This is a genomic window from Micromonospora sp. BS32 (genome assembly GCF_059089345.1).
In genome coordinates this window covers 87640-108353 of record NZ_JBSSHR010000001.1, presented here as the reverse complement: position 1 = coordinate 108353, position 20714 = coordinate 87640, and the positions used below count along the sequence as shown (strand labels likewise).

Genomic DNA, 20714 nt, shown 5'->3' with positions numbered 1-20714 from the left:
GCCGGTGGAGCTGGCCAAAGTGATGCTGTTCTGTTACGAGATCTATGTTGTGCGCTTAGCCTGCGCTGGTCGGGCAACGTGAGCCTGTATGGCGAGGCTAGGTCGCCGGGGGCCGTTCGGTCAAGAACTCATGATCAAACCCCCCGAACGGAGAGAAGTTGTGCCGTCACCCGTTGGTGAAGGCATGCCGGACAGGAGCGGACAAACGGTCCGCGCCGAAGATCGATGAGTCGGCTTCCGGACCTGCTCAGCAGCACCGCCGCCGCGCCCGCCGCCGCGCCCGCCGGCAGACGGGCCGCGAGGTCGGCCTCGCAAGATCACCCTCGTTCCTGGATGTAGCGGCATCGTCGCGTGTCGTAGGCCACTACATCCAGGAACGAGCACGATCTTGCCGGCGCCTTCCGACGGGGTGCCGGCGGCACGCGGGTGCACGCGGGGCCCGGCGGCACACGGCCGCCCGCGGCACGCAGCCGCCCGACGGCACGCAGGCGGCCGGGCGGCACGCGGGCGGGTGGGGATCAGGTGGCGCCGAGGGCGACGGCGGCCTCGACCAGGGCGGCGTTGTCGGGTGCGGGGCTGCCGCCCGGCAGGTGCAGGGTGTCCTCCAGGCCGATCCGGGTGTCCAGGCCCCGGCGTACCGCCTCGGCGAGCACCGGCCAGGCGGCCCGCCCCTCGCCGTGCAGCAGCACCGGCGGGCCGTCGGGGTCGAGGACGGCGAGGATGGCCGCGGCGTCCGCCAGCGCCGCCGTCGGGTCGTCGGGGGTGCACTCGACCAGGACCCGCCCGGCCGGCACCCGCCAGCCGCGCCACGCCCGGGCGGCGTCGACCGTCCAGACGCCGGCCTCGACCAGGACCCTCCGCTCGTGCAGCGCGGCGGCGACCGCCTCGGATCCCTCCTCGTGCACGTTGACCGAGGCGAAATCGGGCAGCACCGGCCAGGCGCGGACGGCCGCCACCCGGGCGGCCGGGTCCGGCTCGACCCAGGCACCGGTGGTCACCCCGACCGGAAGCCCCGGCCGGAGGGCCCGCAGCGCGGTCAGTACCCCGGCGACCACTGCCGGGGCCAGCGACTCGTCGCCGGCGTCGTCGCGGGGATGCAGGTGCACCGCCGCCACGCCGAGATCGGCGCAGCGGGCCGCGTCGGCGGCGAGCTGATCCGGGGTGACCGGCACGGCGGGATGCTCGCGCCGGCTCCGGCCGCCGTTGAGGCACGCCTTCAGCACCGGCTCGTCACCCCCGTGCCGGTCGACCGCCACGACCGTGGCTCACCCGACTCCACGACCGTCCCGGTCGAGCTCGCCCTCGGCGTCGGCGAGGGCGTCGGCGTCGATCTGATCGGCGAACTCGGCGGCCTCGGCGCTCTGCGCGGCGAGCGCGTCCTTGACCGCCCGGATCGCCACGCCCGGCGGGTAGCCCTTGCGGGCGAGCATCCCCACCAGCCGGCGGAACACCGCGTCTGGCTCACCGCGGGCGGAACGCAGCTTCCGCTCCACCAGGGCGCGTGCCGTCTCCGCCTCGGTCTCCTCGTCCAGCTCGCCGAGGGCCTCGCTGGCGATCTCGCCGTCCACCCCGCGCTGGCGCAGCTCGTTGGCGAGCGCCCGGCGGGCCAGCCCCCGGCCGGTGTGCCGGCTGGAGATCCAGGCGCGCGCGAAGGCGGCGTCGTCGATGATGCCGACCTCGTCGTACCGGTCGAGCACCTCGGCCGACACCTCGTCGGAGATGCCCCGCTTGGTCAGCGCGCCGGCCAGCTCGGCCCGGGTGCGCGGGCGGACCGCCAACTGCCGCAGGCAGATCTCCCGGGCCACCTCGGCCTCGTCGCGCGGGGGCGCCGGGGTCGTCGCCTCGAGATCGGTCTCGTCGGCACGGCCCCGGCGTCCACCGCGACGGGGCCGGGGCGCGTCGGTGCCGTCACCCGTACGGGGTGGGCTGGCGTCCCAGCCTCGCCCCGTACGGGCGCGTCGTCCTGCCACTTACCGGCGGCCGATCAGAAGTCGACCGGCGGCAGCTCGGGGCCACCGGCGGCGTCGCTCGCGCCGACCCCGACGCCGAGCTTCTCCAGGATCTTCTTCTCGATCTCGGCGGCCACGTCCGGGTTCTCCTTGAGGAACTCCCGGGCCTTCTCCTTGCCCTGGCCCAGCTGGTCACCGTCGTAGGTGTACCAGGCGCCGGACTTGCGGATGATCGCCTGCTCCACGCCGACGTCGATCAGCGAGCCCTCGCGGGAGATGCCCTTGCCGTACATGATGTCGAACTCGGCCTGCTTGAACGGCGCGGCGACCTTGTTCTTCACGACCTTGACCCGGGTGCGGTTACCGACCACGTCGGTGCCGTCCTTGAGGCTCTCGATGCGGCGCACGTCGAGCCGGACCGAGGCGTAGAACTTCAGCGCCCGACCACCGGTGGTGGTCTCCGGGCTGCCGAACATCACGCCGATCTTCTCGCGGAGCTGGTTGATGAAGATCGCCGTGGTGCCGGTGTTGTTGAGCACACCGGTGATCTTCCGCAGCGCCTGGCTCATCAGCCGGGCCTGCAGACCCACGTGGCTGTCGCCCATCTCGCCCTCGATCTCGGCGCGCGGCACCAGGGCCGCCACCGAGTCGATCACGACGATGTCGATCGCGCCGGAGCGGACCAGCATGTCCGTGATCTCCAGCGCCTGCTCGCCGGTGTCCGGCTGGGAGACCAGCAGGGCGTCGGTGTCGACGCCGAGGGCCTTCGCGTAATCCGGGTCGAGCGCGTGCTCGGCGTCGATGAAGGCGGCGATGCCGCCGGCCCGCTGGGCGTTGGCCACCGCGTGCAGGGCGACCGTGGTCTTACCGCTGGACTCGGGACCGTAGATCTCGACGACCCTGCCGCGGGGCAGACCGCCCACGCCGAGCGCCACGTCGAGGGCGATCGAGCCGGTGGGGATCACCGAGGTCTGGATGACCGGCCGCTCCCCAAGCCGCATCACCGAACCCTTGCCGAACTGCTTGTCGATCTGAGCGAGAGCAAGGTCGAGTGCCTTCTCCCGATCGGGCCCTGCGGCCATGTTTGCCACCCCTGCCTTCGCCGGCGTCTTTCCTGAGCTTCGCGTCACGCGGACACGCTAGGCGCTGGGTCCGACAGAAAACCAGCCGACGGGCCGTGAGCTGTGGACGAGCACCCCGCTGTGGACAATAGCCGAACAGGTGTACGACTCGGTAAGCGACACGCGGAACCGGGGAGCCGGCTGCTCAGCGCAGCCGCGCGGGCACCCGGTCGGGGTAGGCGGCACAGACCGCGCGCCAGACCACGTGGGTCTGCTCACCCGATCTCAACGCCTGCTCGATGGTCCGACCGCCGAGCTGGGAGAGCACCTGGTCGCGGGCGATGCTGGCCGCGTAGCCGGGGCCGAACGCCTCCTCCAACCGGGCCCAGAAGTCGGTCAGCCGCACGTGATCAGTCCTCCTCGTCGGGTGCCCTGCGCGGCACCGGCCGCAACGCTAGCGCCACCAGGGGCACCACCGCGATCGCCGCGAGCAGGGTGAGGGTCGGATAACCCGCCGCCCGCATGACAAACCCGCTCAGCGCGGCCGCCCCGGCCCCGGCCAGCCCCATCACCAGGTCGGAGAGCCCCTGCACGCTGGGCCGCACGGCCGCCGGGACCGACTCCGACAGCAGCGTGGAGCCGGCCACCATGGTGCCGGACCAGCCCAGCCCGAGCAGGACCAGGCCGACCGAGAGCCGGGCGGTGTGGTGCCCGGCGGTCCCGGCGACCGCGCACGCGGCCAGCAGCGTCCCGACCCCGCCCAGGATGACGGCGCGACGCCCCCACCGGTCGGTGAGCCAGCCCACCAGCGGGGAGAGCGCATACATGCCGGCGATGTGCAGGCTCAGCACCACCCCCACCACCCGCAGCACGTCGGCGTCGGAGTGCGACTCGCCGAGGCGTACCGGGGTCATCGACATCACCGCGACCATCACCAGGTGGCCCACCGCGACCGCGGCGATGCCGAGCCGGGCGCCGGGCCGCTCGCGTACCACCCGCCGGGCCGCCCGCATCCCCGCGCCGCGCCGGGCCGGCTCCGCCGCTGCGGCCACCGCCTCCGCCGGCGGGGTGAGGTCCGGCCCGGCGGCGGCCGGTGGGGCCGCGGCCGCCGCCACCCGGCGCGCGGTGAGCAGCGGGTCGGGCCGCAGCAGGACCAGGAGTACGCCGGCGGCGAGCACGAACGCGGCCGCGCTGAACGCGAACGGGCCGGCCAGCGCGGGCAGCCCCCAGCTCCGGGTGACCCCGTCGGCGAGCGCGGCGAAGTTCGGCGCGGTGACCGCCCCGATGGTGGTGGCCCAGACGATCAGCGACAGCTGCCGCCCCCGACGGGCCGGCTCGGCGAGGTCCACCGCGGTGTAGCGGGCCTGGAGGTTCGCCGCGGTGCCGCCGCCGAAGAGCAGCATGCCGAGGAAGAGCAGCGGCACGAACCGGGTGACCGCCGAGAGCACCACGAGCACCCCGCCGACGGCCCCGACGGCGTACGCCACGGCGAGGCCGGGCCGGCGGCCGTGCCCGGTCATGATCCGGGTGACCGGGACGGCGAGCAGCGCGGCCCCGACCACGGCGCAGCTCTGCGCGAGCCCGGCCACCGCGGTGCCGGCGACCCGGGCGGCCAGCAGCGCCCCCACGGAGACCCCGATGGTGACGCCGATCCCGCCGATGATCTGGGTGGTGAAGAGCAGTCGCAGGGTCCGCCGCTGGATCGACGCGACGTCGGGCGCGGCGACCGGGACGGTCAGGTCGGTGGCCATCGGCGACTCCTCGGTAAGGGGTGACCCATCCTTGCGCACCCGACCGACATGCCGGCACCCGGTTTCGCTACAGGCCGAGCCCCCGGCCGATGATCTCCTTCATGATCTCGGTGGTACCGCCGTAGATGGTCTGCACCCGCCCGTCCAGCCAGGCCTTCGCCACCGGGTACTCCAGCATGAAGCCGTAGCCGCCGTGCAGCTGCACGCAGCGGTCGGCGACCTTGTTCTGCAGTTCGGTGGTCCACCACTTGGCCTTCGCCGCGTCGGTCACCGACAGCCGGCCGGCGTTGAACTCGGCGACGCAGTGGTTGACGAAGGTCCGCGCGATGGTGACCTCCGTGTCCAGCTCGGCCAGGAGGAACCGGTTGTGCTGGAACTTCCCGATCGGCCGGCCGAACGCCTCGCGCGAGCGGGCGTAGTCGAGGGTCACCGCGAGCAGCTTCTCCGCCGCGGCCACCGCCGCGACGGCGATGCTGAGCCGCTCCCGGGGCAAGTTCGCCATCAGATGGTAGAAGCCGTGGTTCTCGGTGCCGATCAGGTTCTCCGCCGGCACCCGGCAGTCGTCGAAGAAGAGCTCGGCCGTGTCGTTCGCCTTCAGGCCCACCTTGGCCAGGCGCCGGCCCCGGCTGAACCCGGGGGTACCGGTCTCCACCGCGACCAGGCTGACCCCGTGCGCGCCCTGGTCCGGCGCGGTCCGCACCACCACGATCACCAGGTCGGCCATCTCCCCGTTGGTGATGAACGTCTTCTGCCCGTTGAGCACCCACTCGTCGCCGTCGCGGACCGCGCTGGTGCGGATCCCCGCCAGGTCGCTGCCGGCGCCCGGTTCGCTCATCGCGATCGCGGTGACCAGGTCGCCGGAGCAGAAGCCCGGCAACCAGCGCTTACGCTGCTCGTCGCTGGCCAGCTCGGTCAGATACGGCGCCACCACGTCGTTGTGCAGGCCGAAGCCGAGGCCCGAGCAGCCCGAGGCGACGATCTCCTCGTCCAGCACCGCGTTGAACCGGAAGTCGCGCTGCCCGCCGCCGCCGAGATCGGTGTCGACGTCCATCCCGAGCAGCCCGGCCGCCCCGGCCTTGCGCCACACCCCCCGGTCGACGATGCCGTCGGCCTCCCACCGCTCGTGGTACGGCACCGCCTCGCGGGCCAGGAACTCCCGGCACAGGTCGCGGAACTCCTCGTGGACGGGTTCGTAGAGATGCTGCTCCATGGCGGCCAGTGTGGCACCGCTCACCCGTGCTGCCCAGGGGGCCCGGGTCGCCAACCTTCCCGACCGGCACCGAGCGGTGGCCCGAGGGGACGCAACGGCCGGGCGCGGGCGGGAACGCCGTCAGGCGGCCAGGGCGCCGGCGGCCACGGTCAGGTCGGCGACCAGCCCGTCGTACGCCTTGTCCTGGTCGTCGGCGCGCAGCACCGCGGACGGGTGGATGGTGGCCAGCAGCCGGGCCGCGGGGGCGTCGGCGACCTTCCCGGCGCTGTCCACCGGCACCCCGGCGAAGTCCTCCGGATGCTGGGCGGACGCCGGCCACGGCAGCAGCTCGCCGCGCTGGCGGGTGACCCGGAACGCGGGGCCGAGCAGCGCCTTGGCGGCGGTCGCGCCGAGCACCACCACCACGTCGGGTCGGAGCCGGGCGAACTCGGCGACCAGCCACGGCCGGCAGGCGGTGATGTGCAACCGGTCGGGGCTCTGGTGGATGCGTCGCTTGCCTCGCAGCTCGTGCCGGAAGTGCTTCACGGCGTTCGTGATGTACAGCTGCCCCGGGTCGAGCCCGGCGTCGTCGACCGCCTTGCGCAGCAGCCGGCCGGCCGGGCCGACGAAGGGCAGGCCCTTCTGGTCCTCCAGGTCGCCGGGCTGCTCGCCGACGAAAACCACCCGGGCGCTCTCGTCGCCCCGCCCGAAGACGGTCTGGGTGGCGTCCCGGTAGAGCTCGCAGCCCCGGCAGCCGGCAGCCGCGGCGCGCAGCTCGTCCAGGGTGTCGGCCTGGGGCGGAATGAACTGCTGAGCACCGGGTGCGCTTTCGGTTTCGGCCATGTCGATTGTTATATACCGGTTTCATCGGTGCCGTCGGATCCGGCCCCGCCGTAACCGCCGCCCGGCGGCGGCGTCAGTATCCTCCGCCGCCGCCACCACCACCGCGCGCGAGCGCGATCAACACGATCACCACGATCACCGCAACGGCGATCGCGATCCACAGACCCGTCTTCGACCTGGGCGCAGCCATGGTCACCCACCTCCCGGCCGGGCTTACCCCGAAACGCCAGGGCCATGCCGGGCCGGGACCGGTCAAGATCCCGGTCATGCGGTGAAACCACCCGGCGCAGCGGGATGCACCGCCCGGGCCACCGCGTCGGCGAGCGGCGCCACGTCGGCGTCGTCGAGCGGGCTCACGGTGACCCGGACCCCGGGAGCGGCGCCGAGCCGGTAGAGCGCCCCGGGAGCGACCGACCAGCCGGCGTCGCGCAGGGCGGTCACCACCGCCGTCTCGTCCGGCACCGGGAGCCAGACGTTGATGCCGGTGTGGCCGTGCCCGGTGAGGCCCCGGGCGGCGAGCGCGTCGAGGAGCCCGTCCCGGCGCCGCTCGTAGCTCTCCCCCGCCCGCTGCACCAGGGCGGCGGTGGCCGGGTCGCGCCAGAGCGCCAGGACGAGACGTTGCAGCACGGTGGAGACCCAGCCGGCGCCGAGCCGGGCCCGGCCGGCCACCCTGGCCACCGTGGCCTCGTCGCCGGCGAGCACCGCCAGTCGCAGATCCGGCCCGTAGGGCTTGCTCGCCGACCGGACGAAGGCCCAGGCCCCGGTGGCCGCGGCGAGCGGGTGCAGCGGCACCCGGGCCAGCTCGGCGGCGTGGTCGTCCTCGATCAGCAGCAGGTCGGAACGGCCGGCGAGCAGCTCGCGCAGCGCGCCGGCCCGGTCGGCGGAGATCGCGGCGCCGGTCGGGTTCTGCGCGCGACTGGTCACCACCAGCGCCCGCGCCCCCAGGGCCAGGGCGTCGCGCACCCCGGCCTCGGTGGGGCCCTCGTCGTCGACCGGCACCCCGATCGGGCGCAGGCCCAGCGCGGCGACCAGGTCGAGCAGGTTGGCCCAGCCCGGGTCCTCCACCGCGACCGCGTCGCCGGGGCGCAGGTGGGCGGTGAGCAGTCGTTCGATCCCGTCGAGCGCGCCCCCGGTCACGGTGATCTCACCGTCGGGCACCCCGTCGGCGGTCAGGCGCTCCCGGGCCGCCGCGGCGAGCGCCGGGAGCACGGCCGTCGTGGCGTACCCCGTGGGCGGGCCGATCTCGGCGGCGAGAGCGGCCAGGTGCGGACCGAGTGGTGGCAGCAGCCGGGGGTCGGGTTGGCCCTGGGAGAGGTCGCGGGTGCCGGCCGCCGGCGCCGGGTGCCACGCGGAGCGGCGGCCGGCGACCGGCGGTCGGGGTCGCACCCGGGTGCCGTGCCGGCCCGCGGTGGCGACCAGGCCGCGCTGGCGCAGCTCCTGGTAGGCCCGGGCGACGGTGGCGGGGCTGACCGCCAGCTCGGCGGCGAGGGCCCGGACCGCGGGCAGCGGGGCGCCCGCCGCGAGCGCGCCGGTGCGGATGCCGGTTTCCACACTCGCCGAAATCGCGGCCGACGTCGTCCCGCCGATCTGATAATGTGCTGCCACAGTTTCGATATTGTACTAGAACAAAAGGCGGGATGTCGCATGTACCCCCCGACCGCACGGACCACCGCCAGCCGCTCGCGGGAGCGGATGAGCTACGACCGGGCCGCCGCGCACACGGTCCTCGACGAGGCATACCACTGCGTGCTCGGCTTCACCGTCGACGGCGAGCCCCGCCTGCTGCCCACCCTGCACGTGCGGGTCGGCGACACCCTCTATTTGCACGGCTCCACCGGCAGCCGGCCCCTGCTCGCCGCCCGGGGCGACGCCGGCCTGCCGATCTGCGTCACGGTGACGCTGCTCGACGGGCTGGTCTACGGCCGATCCCAGTTCCACCACAGCGCCAACTACCGGTCGGTGGTCGCGCACGGGACCGCGCACCTGGTCGCCAACGACGCCGAAAAGGCCCGGGTGCTCACCGCGCTGGTGGAGAAGGTGGCCGCGGGGCGCAGCGCGGACAGTCGGCCCCCGAGCCGCCGCGAACTGGCCGAGACGGCCGTGCTGGCGCTGCCCCTGCGCGAGGTGTCGGTGCGTTCCCGCACCGGCGGCGTCCGCGACGACCCGGCCGACCTCGACCTGCCGTACTGGGCGGGGCTGGTGCCGCTGCGGCTCACCGCCGGGGTGCCGCAGCCGGACGCCGGGGTCACCGCGCCGGTGCCGGCGTACCTGCGACCGGCCCGCTCGCCCTGGCTCGAGCCGGTGGTGCTGCGCGGCGAGCACGTGGTGCTGGAACCGCTCGACCTCGCCCACGCCGAGGAGCTGTACGCCGCCCTCGATGACCCGGAGGTGTGGAGGTACATCGGCAACCCGCGCCGGCCGGGCGACCCCGCGGAGACGGCGGCGTTCATCGGGACGGTGCTGGAGGCGAACCACCGGGGCGAGCGGACGCCGTGGGTGCTGCGGTGCGCCGTCACCGGAGCCGTCGTCGGCACCAGCTCCTACCTGCCCGAGGAACCCGCGCCGTCGGTGGAGATCGGCGGGACAATGCTCGGCCGGCCCTGGTGGCGGACCGGGATCAACACCGAGGCGAAGCTGCTGCTGCTCACCCGGGCCTTCGAGGAACTGGGCGCGGTGCGGGTGACGTGGCAGACCGACGTACTCAACGAGCGGTCGCAGCGGGCTATCGAGCGGCTCGGCGCCACCCGGGACGGGACGCTGCGGTCCAACCGGCGCCGCGCCGACGGCTCCTGGCGGGACTCGGCCGTCTACTCGATGACCGCCTCGGAGTGGCCAAACGCACAGGTCAGGCTCCGGAAAAGGCTTCGTCGTACGGCACCGGTGGGGTGAGGATGGCGGGCGTGCTGGGCATCACCGACATCTGGACGTACGTACTGGGGACCGTGGCGATCATCCTGCTGCCCGGGCCCAACTCGCTCTTCGTGCTCTCCACCGCCGCCAAGCGCGGCGTGGGGGCCGGCTACCGGGCCGCCGGCGGGGTGTTCGTCGGCGACGCCGCGCTGATGATCCTCTCCGCCGCCGGGGTGGCGTCGCTGCTCAAGGCGTTCCCGCCGCTCTTCCTGGTGATCAAGTACGCGGGCGCGGCGTACCTCGGGTACGTCGGGGTGATGATGCTGCGCGGCGCCTGGCGACGCTGGCGCGACCGCAACGACCCGGACGCGCCGCGGCTGATCGACGCGGCGGAGCCGGCGGCGATGCGCAGCCCGTTCCGCCGGGCGCTGGTGATCAGCCTGCTCAACCCGAAGGCGATCCTCTTCTTCATCTCGTTCTTCATCCAGTTCGTCGACCCGGGGTACGCCTGGCCCGCGTTGTCGTTCCTGCTCCTCGGGTTGATCGCGCAGGTCACCAGCGCGCTCTACCTCACCGCGCTGATCTTCGCCGGCACCTTCCTGGCCGCCCAGTTCCGGCGTCGGCGCCGGCTGGCCGCCGGGGCGACCACCGGGGTCGCGGTGCTCTTCCTCGGCTTCAGCCTGAAACTCGCCACCGCCTCCGTCTGAGCGCGGGGTCAGGTGCCGTCGCCGCCGCCACCGCCGATGCCGCCGCCCCCGGCCGTGCCGCCGAGGCCGTACCCGGGGGCGACCGGCTCGTCGGGCGGGCGGCTGACGTGGGCGGACTCGGTGATCCGGGCCGACCAGTGGGCGTCCGAGGCAGCCGCCGCGTGCCGGTTGATCGCCTCTCGCAGCCAGCCGTCCACCACCGCGACCCAGTCCCGCTGGTCGGCGCCGGCGTGCCAGATCCGGAACCGGCTGATGCTCTGGTGGCTGATCCCGGTCAGCGAGAGCCGGCGGTCCAGCCAGAGGAGCAGCTCCAGGCCGGCCGCGTTGGCCACGAAGATCAGCTCCAGCTCGACGATCGGGCCGGCGTAGAGCGGCCCCACCCAGTAACCGAGCCGCTGGTGCACGGGCAGGGTCTGCTCCACCCCGGGCAGCCGACCCTGGACCAGGCCCGCCTGGCGCATCACGAAGCCGAGGGTGTCCAACGCGGCCAGGATGTGCTGCTGGGTGGGGAGCGGGTGGACGAAGAGCGGCACCATCGCCCCCTGGTCCAGCTCCGGATCCACGGACACCTCGGTCCGCAGCCCGGTACGCAGGCTCATCAACGGCACCCCGCCGAAGATCGTCACCGGGGTCTCCCAGGGCAGCGGCAGGGCGAAGTCGACCGCCCGCCGCCGCCCGGCCGGTACGACGAACCGACCCGCGATCGGCACCTGGTGGTACTGGACCAGACGACGCGGACTGCCCGGATCCTCCGGTTCGGCGGTGGCGACCAGCCCGAGCCGGATGTGCCGGACCGGCACGTCGTCCGGGCCGGCGGCGAGCGTCACCCGACCCGGCAGGCGCAGACCCGGACGGGTGCTCGGGTTGGTCAGCGTGGTGCTCACCGAGAGCCCGGTCCAGCCGGACTCCCGCGACACCCCGGTCAACCGCATCCGTCCGCCCCCGTCCCGTCGGCTGTCGGGATCGGCTTTCCCGGCGACCGCCCCGGCACTCCTCCCCCGGCGAGCCCCGGGAACACGGACCGGCCGCCGGGTCGTGGGGGACCCGTCGGACGGACGGTTACGTCAGCGCAGGCGCCGCCCCCGGGGCACCGGGTCGGTCTCGTCGTCGAACTCGCCGATGACCTCCTCGAGGAGGTCCTCCAGCGCCACGAAACCGATCGGCCGGGTGGGGCCGCCGCCGTTGCGTACCAGCGCCAGCTGGGCCTGGTCGGCCCGCATCGCGGCCACCGCCTCGGTGACCGACGAGGTCCCGGGCAGGGTGAACGACCGGGTCATCAGGTCACCGGCGGTCGCCGCCCGGCCGGTGGTGACCGCGCGGACCGCCTCGCGGACGTGCACCAGCCCGCAGACCTCACCGCCGGTGTCGACCACCGCCAGCCGGGACCGGCCGCTGTCGCGGCTGACCTGCTCGATCCGCTCGGCGGAGTCGCCGCGATGGACCGTGACGATCCGGTCGAACGGTTCCATCACGTCGGCCACCGTGGTGCCCTGCAACTCCAGCATGCTGGTCAGCAGCTCGTGCTGCTCCGCCCCGAGCAGCCCGTGCTCGCGGGACTGCTCCAGCAGGATGCGCAGCTCGTCGGGGCCGTGCACCTGGGCGAGCTGGTCCTGCTGCTGCACCCCGACCAGTCGCAGGATGCCGTTGGCGAGCGCGTTGAGCGCCGACAGCACGGGCCGGGCGACCCGGGCGAAGGCCCGGAACGGCAGGGCCAGCAGCGTCGCCGAGCGCTCGGCGTCGGTGATCGCCCACGACTTCGGGGCCATCTCGCCGACCACCAGGTGCAGGAACGTCACCAGCGCCAGCGCGAAGACCAGCGCGATGAGGTGGCTGGCCGCGTCCGGCAGCCCGACCACGTTCAGCAGGGGGCTGAGCAGGTGCTCGATCGCGGGTTCGGCGAGCGCACCGAGCCCCAGGGTGCACAGCGTGATGCCGAGCTGCGCGCCGGCGAGCATCAGGGAAAGTTCCCGGACGCCGTCCAGCGCGGCCCGGGCCGCCCGGCCGCCACCGGTCGCCGCGTGCTCCAGTCGGTAGCGCTTGGAAGCCACCAGGGCGAACTCGGCGGCCACGAAGAAGCCGTTGAGGGCTAGGAGCAGCACCGAGATCAGCAGGGCGAGCAGGGGGCTCATGCGGCGTCCTTCCCGTCCCGCGCGGCACCGGCCATGCTGAGCCGCACCGAGTCGGCCACGTGCCGATCCACCGCGAGCACCTCGACCAGGGCTTTCGGCCGGTCGTCGGGCTCCTCGCCGTCGGCGGTCAGGCTGATCTCCAACCGGTCACCGATCTCCGGCACCCGGCCCAGCTCCCGCATGACCAGCCCGGAGAGGGTGTCGTACTCGGGGGCCTCGGGCAGTTCGATGCCGGTGCTGTCGGCGACCTCGTCGATCCGCCAGCGGGCCGGCACCACCCAGGAGCCGTCCTCCTGCCGGGCGGCGGCGCGCTCCGGCGGGTCGTCCTCGTCGCGGATCGGGCCGACCAGTTCCTCGGCGATGTCCTCCAGCGTGATGACGCCGGCGAAGCCGCCGTACTCGTCGACCACGCAGGCCAGCTGCCGGTGCCCGGACCGGAGCCGGTCCAGCACCGTCGGCAGCGGCAGCGTCTCGGGCACCAGCAACGGGGGTACGGCCACCGCGGTGACCGGGGTGGTCGCGCGCTCCGCCGGGGGTACGCCGAGTACGTCGGAGATGCCGACCACGCCGATCAGGTCGTCGACGCCCTCGGCGCCGCGTACCGGGAAGCGGGAGTGGCCGGTGTCGAGCAGCTCGACCACCCGGCTGACCGGCTCGTGGGCCCGCACGGTGTGCACGTCGACCCGGGGCACCATGGCCTCCCCGGCGGTGAGCTCACGGAAGTCGAGCCCCCGGTCGAGCAGGTCGGACATCTCGGCGTCGAGGCGCCCCTCCTCGCGGGACTCGGCGATGATCTGCTCGAGGTCCTCCGGGGTGGCGCCGCTGGGCAGCTCCTCGATCGGCTCGATGCCGACCCGGCGCAGCAGCCGGACGGCGGCCCGGTCGAAGAGGGTGATCAGCGGCCCGGCCAGCCGGAGGTAGATCAGCGTGGACCGGCTCAGCGCCCGGGCCAGGGGTTCGGCGCGGGCGATGGCCAGGTTCTTGGGCGCCAGTTCGCCGAGGACCATCTGCACCACGGTGGCGATGACCAGGGCGAGAACGACCGACACCGGCAGGCTGACGGCGGTGGAGACGCCCACGCCGCCGAGCAGTTCGGAGAGCCCGGCGCCCAGGTAGGGCTCGGCGACGTAACCGACCAGCAGGGCGGTCACGGTGATGCCGAGCTGCGCGCCGGAGAGCATGAACGACAGCCGGCCGGTGACCTCGAGGGCCCGGACGGCCGCCTGGTCACCGGCCTCGGCCTGCTGTTTGAGCTTGCCGCGGTCCACGGCGACGTAGCCGAACTCCTGGGCCACGAAGTAGCCGGTGGCGGCGGTGAGAACGATGATGAGTACGAGACCGACGACGATCAACACGGGTCGCTCAGGGCTCCCGGGGACGTCGTGGCCAAGGGATGCCGGGCACGACCCGGCTGGCTACTGCTGCCCTCCTGGGCAGAGGAGTCGATCATGCGGCAATTGTATCGGGGCTGACTGAGCGCCCGCTGAAGGTGGGGATAAAGGGCCTGCTCGTCCCCTATCGGCGCGGATCGGCGAGCTGGTCGACATCGAGCAGCTCACGGTTGACCCGGCCGGAGCGGTAGGCGGCCCGGCCGATCATCTGCGCGGCGACCGGGGCGGTCGCGAGCTGAAAGATCCCGACCAGCGCGATCATGCCGAGATCCGCCGGGGTACGCAGCCGCAGCGCCAGCCCGAGCAGCAGGAGCAGCACCCCGAGCACCTGCGGCTTGGTGGCCGCGTGCATCCGGTCCAGCACGTCCGGGAAACGCAGCACCCCGATCCCGGCGGCGAGGCTGAGCAGCGCGCCGGCGACCAGTGCCAGCCCGCCCAGCCAGTCGGCGACCGTGCCCGCGCTCACGACTCCTCCCGGACGGCGAAGCGGACCAGGGCCACCGAGCCGACGAAGCCGAGCAGGGAAAGCACCACCAGCACGGGCAGCGTGGTGGCGTACCTGGTCACCGCGGCCTCCGCGCCGACCGCGCCGAGCATGGTGGCGAGCAGCAGGTCGGCGGCGATCACCCGGTCGAGCAGCGACGGGCCACGGTAGATCCGGGCCAGGGCGAGCAGCGCGGTGACCGAGAGGAGCACGGTCAGCACGACGGCGAGGGCGGTGGTCACGGGTACCTCCGGTCGGCGGGTGGGTCGGTGAGCTGGCGCAGCTCGGCGGCGGAGCCGACCGCGCGGACGATCCGTTCCTCCACGGCGAGGACCCGGTCCCGGCTGTCGGTCAGGTCCTCCGGCCGGCGGACGTCGAGCACGTGCACGTAGAGCACGCCGTCGTCCCGGTCCACCTCGATGATCAGGGTGCCCGGGACCAGCGAGAGCAGTTCGGCGGTGAGCGCCAGGTTGAGGTCGGTGCGGATCCGCATCGGCACCGCGATGATCGCGCCGCGCGGCCGGCAGCCGGGGCGTACCGCGATCGCGGCGACGTGGATGCTGGCGCTGACCAGCTCAACGACGAAGCTGCCGGCCAGCGCCAGCAGCGCGCGGGGGCGCACCCGGCCGCCGAAGGAAACCGGCGGCAGCGGGAAGAACAGCAGCACCGCCGAGCCGACCAGCACGCCGCCGACCAGGTTGCCCCAGGAGAACCGCCCCCAGAGCAGGTTCCAGACGACGACCAGCCAGCCGAGCGCGATCAGCTGGTCCCGCCAGCGCCCGAAGCGGCCGGGTGCCGGCCCGGTCACGGCACACCGTCCGGGAAGACCGCCCGCACGTACGGGGTGCGCTGGCGCAGGTCGGCCGCGGCGTCGGCGGTGACCCGGAACAGCGGCCCGGCGGCGAGGGTGAGCGCCAGGCCGAGCACCACCAGGGCGGCGGTGGCGCCCACCATCAGCGCGGGCAGCCTGACCAGCGGTTCGGCGGTGGCCAGTCGCGGGGCCCGCCAGAACGCGATGTTCCACACCCGGGAGGCGGCGTAGAGGGTGAGCAGGCTGGTCACCGTGCCGGCGACCACCAGCGCCCAGGGCAGCCCGCCGCCGCTGGCCACCCCGGCCTGGAGCAGGCCGAGCTTGCCGAGGAAGCCGGAGAAGGGCGGGATTCCGGCCAGGTTCATCGCGGGCACGAAGAAGAGCACCGCCAGCAGCGGGGCCACCCGGGCCAGGCCGCCGAGCCGGCGCAGGTCGGTGCTGCCGGCCCGCTCCTCGACCAGCCCGGCGACGAGGAAGAGGGTGGTCTGGATGGTGATGTGGTGCACCACGTAGAAGATCGCGCCGGAGAGCCCGGCGGCGGTGCTCAACGCCACCCCGAAGATCATGTAGCCGATGTGGCTGACCAGGGTGAACGAGAAGAGCCGCTTCATGTCGGACTGGGCCACCGCGCCGAGGACCCCGACCAGCATGGTCAGTCCGGCCACCACCATCAGCGGCCCGGAGACCTGGCCGCCGGGGAAGAGCAGCGTCTCGGTCCGGATGATCGCGTACACGCCGACCTTGGTGAGCAGGCCGGCGAAGACGGCGGTCACCGGGGCGGGGGCGGTCGGGTAGCTGTCCGGCAGCCAGGCGGAGACCGGGAAGACCGCCGCCTTCACGCCGAAGGCGAGCAGCAGCATCAGCTGCAGGCCCAGGCGGAGCCCGTCGGGGAGCGCGTCGAGCCGGGTGGCGAGCTGGGCCATGTTGAGGGTGCCGGTGGCCGCGTACACCAACCCCACCGCGGCCAGGAAGATCATCGAGGAGAGGAGGCTGACCACCACGTACGTCGAGCCGGTGCGGATCCGCGTCTCGGTGCTGCCGAGGGTGATCAGCACGAAGCTCGCCGCGAGCAGGATCTCGAAGCCGACGAAGAGGTTGAACAGGTCCCCGGCCAGAAAGGCGTTGGTGATGCCGGCGACCAGCACCAGATAGGTCGGGTGGAAGATGCTCACCGGGGCCGACTCGCTGGTCTCCCCGCGCCCCTGGCCGATGGAGTAGAACAGCACGCAGAGGGTCACCGCCGAGGAGACCACCAGCATCAGCGCGGCGAGCTGGTCGGCGACGAGCACGATCCCCACCGGCGCCCGCCAGCCGCCCACCTGCACCACCACCGGTCCGTGCCGGTACGCCTCGACCAGCAGCAGCACCGCCACGAGGAGGTTCGCGGCGAGGCAGACCACGCTGACCGTCCGCTGCGCCCGGGGCCAGGTGGCCAGGAGCAGGGTCAGCGCGGCGCCGAGCAGCGGCACCACCACCGGCAGCGCGACGAGCTCGGTCACTGCTCACCGCCGGGCCGGCGCAGCCGGCGTCGCGCCGGCTCCGGATCGACCTGTTCCGGGTCGCCGTCCGGACCCTCCCCGCCGAGGTCCCGACTGGCGACCTCGTTCTCCTCGGCCAGCCGGATGATCTGCCGGTCCTCCAGGTCGTCCTGCACCTCGTCGTCGCCGGTCAGGTGCCAGCTGCGGTACGCCACGGCGGCCAGGAACGCGGTGATCCCGAAGGTGATCACGATGGCGGTGAGCACCATCGCCTGCGGCAACGGGTCGCTGAAGTCCTCGACCGGCCCGGTCCCCACCACCGGCGCGCCGCCCGACCGGCCGCCGAGCAGGATGAGCAGGTTCACCCCGTTGCCGAGCAGGATCACGCCGAGCAGGATCCGGGTCAGGCTCCGCTCCAGCAGCAGGATGACCCCGGTCGCGGCGAGCACGCCGATGACGACCACCAGGACCAGCGTCGGTCCCGCCCCGGCCGCCCTCACCGCCGGTCCTCCTCGCGGTCGACGACCAGCCCCCGCTCGGACCTGCCGGCCGCCTCGATGTGCCGGTCCACCTCCGCGCCGAGACTGCGCAGGATGTCCAGCACCAGCCCGACCACGATCAGGTACACGCCGATGTCGAAGAAGAGCGACGTCACCAGGTACGGCTCGCCGAGGCCGGGCAGCGGCAGGTTCACCCGGGTGCTCTCCAGCACCGTCCCGGTGGTCAGCAGGGCCACCGCGGCGGAACCGACCGAGACGGCCAGCCCGGCGCCGAGCACCGTGCCGGCGCCGACGGGCGCGGACTCGGCCAGCTCGTACCGGCCGCCGGCCAGGTAGCGGACGGCCAGTGCGAGGCCGGCCACCAGGCCGCCGGAGAACCCGCCGCCGGGGGCGTTGTGGCCGGAGAAGAGGAGGAAGAGCGAGAAGAGTACGACGGTGTGGAAGATCAGCCGGGTGACCACCTCGAAGACGATGGAACGGCGCCGCTCGCTCAGGGTCGCCCCGCCGCGCAGCCAGGTCGGCCGGGCGTCGGGCCGGTCCGCCTGCGGCTCCGCCCGCCGCGGCCGGGGCCCGGTCCGGGACCGCTCGAAGATCAGGCTGGCCACCCCGGTGGCGGCCACCACCAGCACCGAGATCTCGCCCATCGTGTCCCAGGCCCGGATGTCCACCAGGGTCACGTTGACCACGTTGCGGCCGTACCCCTGAAGGACCGCGAGGTCTGCGAAGGCGGTGGAGATCGGCACGGCGGTGCGGGAGTCAGCCGCGACCAGGGCGAGTCCGGCGAGGACGACGCCCACGCCGGCGCCGATCAGCCGCCGTACCCACCGGCTGCGGCGCAGCGGGCGGGCCGAGAAGCGTTCCGGGAGCCGTCGCAGCACCAGCACGAAGACCGCGATGGTGGCCGTCTCCACCAGGAACTGGGTCAGCGCCAGGTCCGGCGCGCCGTGCAGCACGAAGAGCATCGCGCTGCCGTAGCCGGTCACCCCGACCAGCAGCATCGCCGTCAGCCGCCGCCGGGCGCCGAGCGCGAGCAGCGCCGCCACGGCGATCACCAGGCCCACCACCAGCTGCACCGGGGTGTCCCAGAGGGCGATCCGGGCCTGCCATGGCCGGGTGCTGAGCAGCGCGGCGCCGGGCACCAGCACGAGGACCAGCAGTACGGTGCCGAGGTACTGCGGCAGCGAGCCGCGCTGGGTGGCGCCGGTGACCTCGATCGCCATCCGGTCGAACTGGTGGGTCGCCCACTCGTACCCCTGGTTGCCGCCGACCGGCGAGCGGAGCCGGGCCAGGGCCGGGGAGAGCGGGCCGCGCACCGCGTGCAGCACGAAGCCGGCGGCGAGCGCCAGCGCCGACAGGCCGAGCGCGGGGGTGACGCCGTGCCAGAGCGCCAGCTTCTCGTGCGGGGCGCCGAAGAGCTCGGCGTACGGGCGCAGCAGTCCGTCCACCCCGGCCGCCGCGGGACCGGCGGCCAGCCCGCCGAGGGCGAGCAGGGTCGGCGGCAGGAGCATCGGCAGCGGCGCCGGTTCCACCTCGGTGGGCGCCATCCCGGCCCGGGTGCCGAAGGCGCCCCAGAGGAACCGGATGCTGTACGCGACGGTGAGCGCGGTGCCGGCGACGAGCCCGGCCAGGACCAGCGGCCGGTACGCCAACGCGGCGAAGACTGCCTCCTTGGCCACGAAGCCGAGCAGGGGCGGCACTCCCGCCATGGACGCCGCGGCGAGGGTGGCCACCGCGGCCAGCACCGGCGCACGCCGCCCGACCCCGGAGAGTTCCCGCAGGTCACGGGTGCCGACGTCGTGGTCGATGATGCCGACGACCAGGAACAGTGCCGCCTTGAACAGGGCGTGTGCGGCGAGCATCAGCACCCCGGCCAGCGCGGCGTCGGCGGTGCCGGCCCCGAGCACCACGGCGAGCAGGCCGAGCTGGCTCACCGTGCCGTACGCGAGCAGCAGCTTCAGGTCGCACTGGCGCAGCGCCGCCCAGCCGCCGGCGAGCATGGTGATCAGGCCCAGGGTGAGCAGCACCGGCCGCCAGCCGGTGGTGTCGGCGAGCACCGGGGCGAGCAGCCCGATCAGGTAGACGCCCGCCTTCACCATCGCGGCGGCGTGCAGGTAGGCGCTGACCGGGGTGGGCGCGGCCATCGCCACCGGCAGCCAGGCGTTGAACGGCACGATCGCCGACTTGGCCAGCGCGCCGGTCAGGATCAGCAGCACCGCGGCGACCAGCGCCCCGCCCCCGGGCAGCGGGGCACCGGCGATCTCGGACCAGCGGTACGTCCCGGCGTGCCCGCCGAGGATCAGGAAACCGAGCAGCATCGCCAGCCCGCCCAGGGTGGTGACGGTGAGCGCCTGGGCGGCGGCCCACCGGCTGGCGCGCCGCTCCGTGCTGTGCCCGATCAGCAGGTAGGAGAAGACCGTGGTGAGTTCCCAGAAGACGTAGAGCAGCAGCAGGTCGTCGGCGAGGACCAGGCCGAGCATGGCCCCGGCGAAGGCCACCAGCACCGCCACGAACCGGGCCAGCCCGCTGGCGCCGCGGTGGAAGTACCGGCCGCAGTAGACGAGCACCAACGCCCCGACGCCGCCGACCAGCAGGGTCATCAGCCAGGACAGGGTGGTCATCCGCAGCGCCACGTCGAGGTCCAGTTGGCCGATCCAGTCGTACGTCTCGACGACCGCGCCGCCGTCGCGGACCGCCGGGGTACGCGCCAACGCCCAGCCGACCGCGGCGGCCGGCACGAGGGCGAGCGGGTAGCAGGCGCGCGGGCCCCACCACCGGACCAGCAGGGGCGCGACGAGCGCCGCCGACAGGTGGAGGAGCAGCAGGGCGAGCACGCGTCCTCCCCCGGTCGACCTGGCGGCGCGCGACCGGGTGGAATGTCCCGGTCAGCACCGATCACACGCCAGATCGCCGCGCGAGGGGTGCTTTTCCGGAAATCACCTCGTCAGGCCGGGGTGGGGCACGGCCGCCGAGCGGGGTCAGCGCAGCGCGATGTCGCCGGCGGGAACCGCCGCCCCCCGGGCCGGGCGGTCGCGGCGGGTCTCGACCTGCAGGTCGGGGCGGCCGAGCTGGAGGGCGACCTTGTTGACCACCCGTTGGGCGGCGGCGAGCGAGCGCACCGAGAGCAGGTTGCCCCGGCTCTCCCGGCGGAGCACGAAGTAGTGCACCGCGGCCCGCACCTGCCCCCGGTCGGCGGCGCTGGCCTGGGCGGTGGAGACGACCAGCTCCCGCAGGCAGCCGGCGAGCTGCTCGGCCAGCTCCAGCTCGGGGCCGCGCAGACTGGCCCGGAGCGCGGCGAGATGACTGTCGACCTTGCGGATGAGCACGTCGGTGGCGGGCGCGAAGCCGGGCTCCTCCACGGTCATCCGATCCCCTTCACCCGACGCTGCGTTCCGAGTGAAGTTACTTTATGTTGCGCTGCACAAGCAAGCAGTTAAGTAAGACTTAACACGTCAAGTGCCACTTCCAGCCGCGTAAGACCCGCATCCGGACAGAACCCCGTTCCGCCCCCGACCGGATGTCACACCGACGGGGCAGGATGGGGGGGTGACGGATCGGGCGAGCGGGTCGGCGG

At 73.8% G+C, this 20714-nt stretch carries 20 protein-coding genes; 2 read left to right on the top strand and 18 right to left on the bottom strand.

The window, feature by feature from the left end; translation table 11 throughout:
- Positions 1 to 518: 518 nt before the first annotated feature.
- The 8 genes from AC5RWQ_RS00490 to AC5RWQ_RS00455 all read right to left on the bottom strand — a co-directional run bounded on the left by AC5RWQ_RS00490 (position 519) and on the right by AC5RWQ_RS00455 (position 8398).
- The gene (locus AC5RWQ_RS00490) at positions 519 to 1256 is read right to left on the bottom strand and encodes a 3-keto-5-aminohexanoate cleavage protein (protein WP_494280764.1); all 738 of its coding nucleotides are present in this window, start codon (positions 1254 to 1256) and stop codon (positions 519 to 521) included.
- Positions 1257 to 1265: 9 nt separating this feature from the next.
- Positions 1266 to 1970 carry a regulatory protein RecX gene (locus AC5RWQ_RS00485; RefSeq protein ID WP_494280763.1) on the bottom strand — a complete coding sequence of 235 codons (705 nt, stop codon included), beginning with the start codon at positions 1968 to 1970 and terminating at the stop codon, positions 1266 to 1268.
- Positions 1971 to 1984: 14 nt separating this feature from the next.
- The gene (recA, locus tag AC5RWQ_RS00480; protein ID WP_494280762.1) at positions 1985 to 3031 is read right to left on the bottom strand and encodes a recombinase RecA; all 1047 of its coding nucleotides are present in this window, start codon (positions 3029 to 3031) and stop codon (positions 1985 to 1987) included.
- A gap of 184 nt (positions 3032 to 3215) precedes the next feature.
- Entirely contained in the window at positions 3216 to 3416 is a 201-nt protein-coding gene (locus AC5RWQ_RS00475) for a DUF3046 domain-containing protein (protein WP_334493228.1), read from the bottom strand.
- 4 nt (positions 3417 to 3420) lie between these two features.
- A complete protein-coding gene (locus tag AC5RWQ_RS00470; RefSeq protein WP_494280761.1) occupies positions 3421 to 4761 on the bottom strand; it encodes an MFS transporter in 1341 nt (446 codons plus the stop codon).
- Positions 4762 to 4828: 67 nt separating this feature from the next.
- Positions 4829 to 5971 carry an acyl-CoA dehydrogenase family protein gene (locus tag AC5RWQ_RS00465; RefSeq protein ID WP_494280760.1) on the bottom strand — a complete coding sequence of 381 codons (1143 nt, stop codon included), beginning with the start codon at positions 5969 to 5971 and terminating at the stop codon, positions 4829 to 4831.
- A gap of 120 nt (positions 5972 to 6091) precedes the next feature.
- Positions 6092 to 6793, bottom strand: coding sequence for a UdgX family uracil-DNA binding protein (locus AC5RWQ_RS00460; RefSeq protein ID WP_494280759.1), 702 nt, complete (start codon positions 6791 to 6793; stop codon positions 6092 to 6094).
- Positions 6794 to 7057: 264 nt separating this feature from the next.
- Complete coding sequence (locus tag AC5RWQ_RS00455) at positions 7058 to 8398, bottom strand: aminotransferase class I/II-fold pyridoxal phosphate-dependent enzyme (RefSeq protein WP_494280758.1); 1341 nt, start codon at positions 8396 to 8398, stop codon at positions 7058 to 7060.
- Positions 8399 to 8437: 39 nt separating this feature from the next.
- On the opposite strand from AC5RWQ_RS00455, the gene AC5RWQ_RS00450 reads away from it, so the two are divergent.
- Together AC5RWQ_RS00450 and leuE are read left to right on the top strand one after the other, a co-directional pair.
- Positions 8438 to 9682 carry a bifunctional pyridoxamine 5'-phosphate oxidase family protein/GNAT family N-acetyltransferase gene (locus AC5RWQ_RS00450; protein WP_494280757.1) on the top strand — a complete coding sequence of 415 codons (1245 nt, stop codon included), beginning with the start codon at positions 8438 to 8440 and terminating at the stop codon, positions 9680 to 9682.
- A 2-nt stretch (positions 9683 to 9684) separates the two neighbouring features.
- Positions 9685 to 10350 (top strand): leucine efflux protein LeuE, encoded by a 666-nt coding sequence (gene leuE, locus AC5RWQ_RS00445; protein ID WP_494280756.1) that lies wholly within the window; start codon positions 9685 to 9687, stop codon positions 10348 to 10350.
- An 8-nt stretch (positions 10351 to 10358) separates the two neighbouring features.
- Here the strand turns inward: leuE and AC5RWQ_RS00440 are convergent, their stop codons facing one another.
- From AC5RWQ_RS00440 to AC5RWQ_RS00395, 10 genes are all read right to left on the bottom strand, one after another.
- On the bottom strand, positions 10359 to 11282 hold the full coding sequence (locus AC5RWQ_RS00440) for a sporulation protein (protein WP_494280755.1): 924 nt from the start codon (positions 11280 to 11282) through the stop codon (positions 10359 to 10361).
- Positions 11283 to 11414: 132 nt separating this feature from the next.
- Positions 11415 to 12479: a hemolysin family protein gene (locus AC5RWQ_RS00435; protein WP_494280754.1), complete on the bottom strand. Its 1065-nt coding sequence runs from the start codon at positions 12477 to 12479 to the stop codon at positions 11415 to 11417.
- On the bottom strand, positions 12476 to 13834 hold the full coding sequence (locus AC5RWQ_RS00430) for a hemolysin family protein (protein ID WP_494280753.1): 1359 nt from the start codon (positions 13832 to 13834) through the stop codon (positions 12476 to 12478). Before AC5RWQ_RS00430 ends, AC5RWQ_RS00435 begins: the two co-directional genes overlap by 4 nt.
- Before the next feature lie 160 nt (positions 13835 to 13994).
- Entirely contained in the window at positions 13995 to 14336 is a 342-nt protein-coding gene (mnhG, locus tag AC5RWQ_RS00425) for a monovalent cation/H(+) antiporter subunit G (RefSeq protein WP_334482492.1), read from the bottom strand.
- Complete coding sequence (locus tag AC5RWQ_RS00420) at positions 14333 to 14596, bottom strand: MrpF/PhaF family protein (protein ID WP_494280752.1); 264 nt, start codon at positions 14594 to 14596, stop codon at positions 14333 to 14335. Before AC5RWQ_RS00420 ends, mnhG begins: the two co-directional genes overlap by 4 nt.
- Positions 14593 to 15162, bottom strand: a complete 570-nt coding sequence (locus tag AC5RWQ_RS00415; RefSeq protein ID WP_494280751.1) for a Na+/H+ antiporter subunit E — start codon at positions 15160 to 15162, stop codon at positions 14593 to 14595. The genes AC5RWQ_RS00420 and AC5RWQ_RS00415 overlap by 4 nt, the downstream gene beginning before the upstream one ends.
- A complete protein-coding gene (locus AC5RWQ_RS00410; RefSeq protein ID WP_494280750.1) occupies positions 15159 to 16664 on the bottom strand; it encodes a Na+/H+ antiporter subunit D in 1506 nt (501 codons plus the stop codon). The genes AC5RWQ_RS00415 and AC5RWQ_RS00410 overlap by 4 nt, the downstream gene beginning before the upstream one ends.
- The gene (locus AC5RWQ_RS00405) at positions 16661 to 17143 is read right to left on the bottom strand and encodes a Na(+)/H(+) antiporter subunit C (RefSeq protein ID WP_494280749.1); all 483 of its coding nucleotides are present in this window, start codon (positions 17141 to 17143) and stop codon (positions 16661 to 16663) included. The genes AC5RWQ_RS00410 and AC5RWQ_RS00405 overlap by 4 nt, the downstream gene beginning before the upstream one ends.
- On the bottom strand, positions 17140 to 19974 hold the full coding sequence (locus tag AC5RWQ_RS00400; protein ID WP_494280748.1) for a Na+/H+ antiporter subunit A: 2835 nt from the start codon (positions 19972 to 19974) through the stop codon (positions 17140 to 17142). Before AC5RWQ_RS00400 ends, AC5RWQ_RS00405 begins: the two co-directional genes overlap by 4 nt.
- A gap of 144 nt (positions 19975 to 20118) precedes the next feature.
- On the bottom strand, positions 20119 to 20505 hold the full coding sequence (locus AC5RWQ_RS00395) for a hypothetical protein (protein ID WP_334482505.1): 387 nt from the start codon (positions 20503 to 20505) through the stop codon (positions 20119 to 20121).
- Positions 20506 to 20714: the final 209 nt, after the last annotated feature.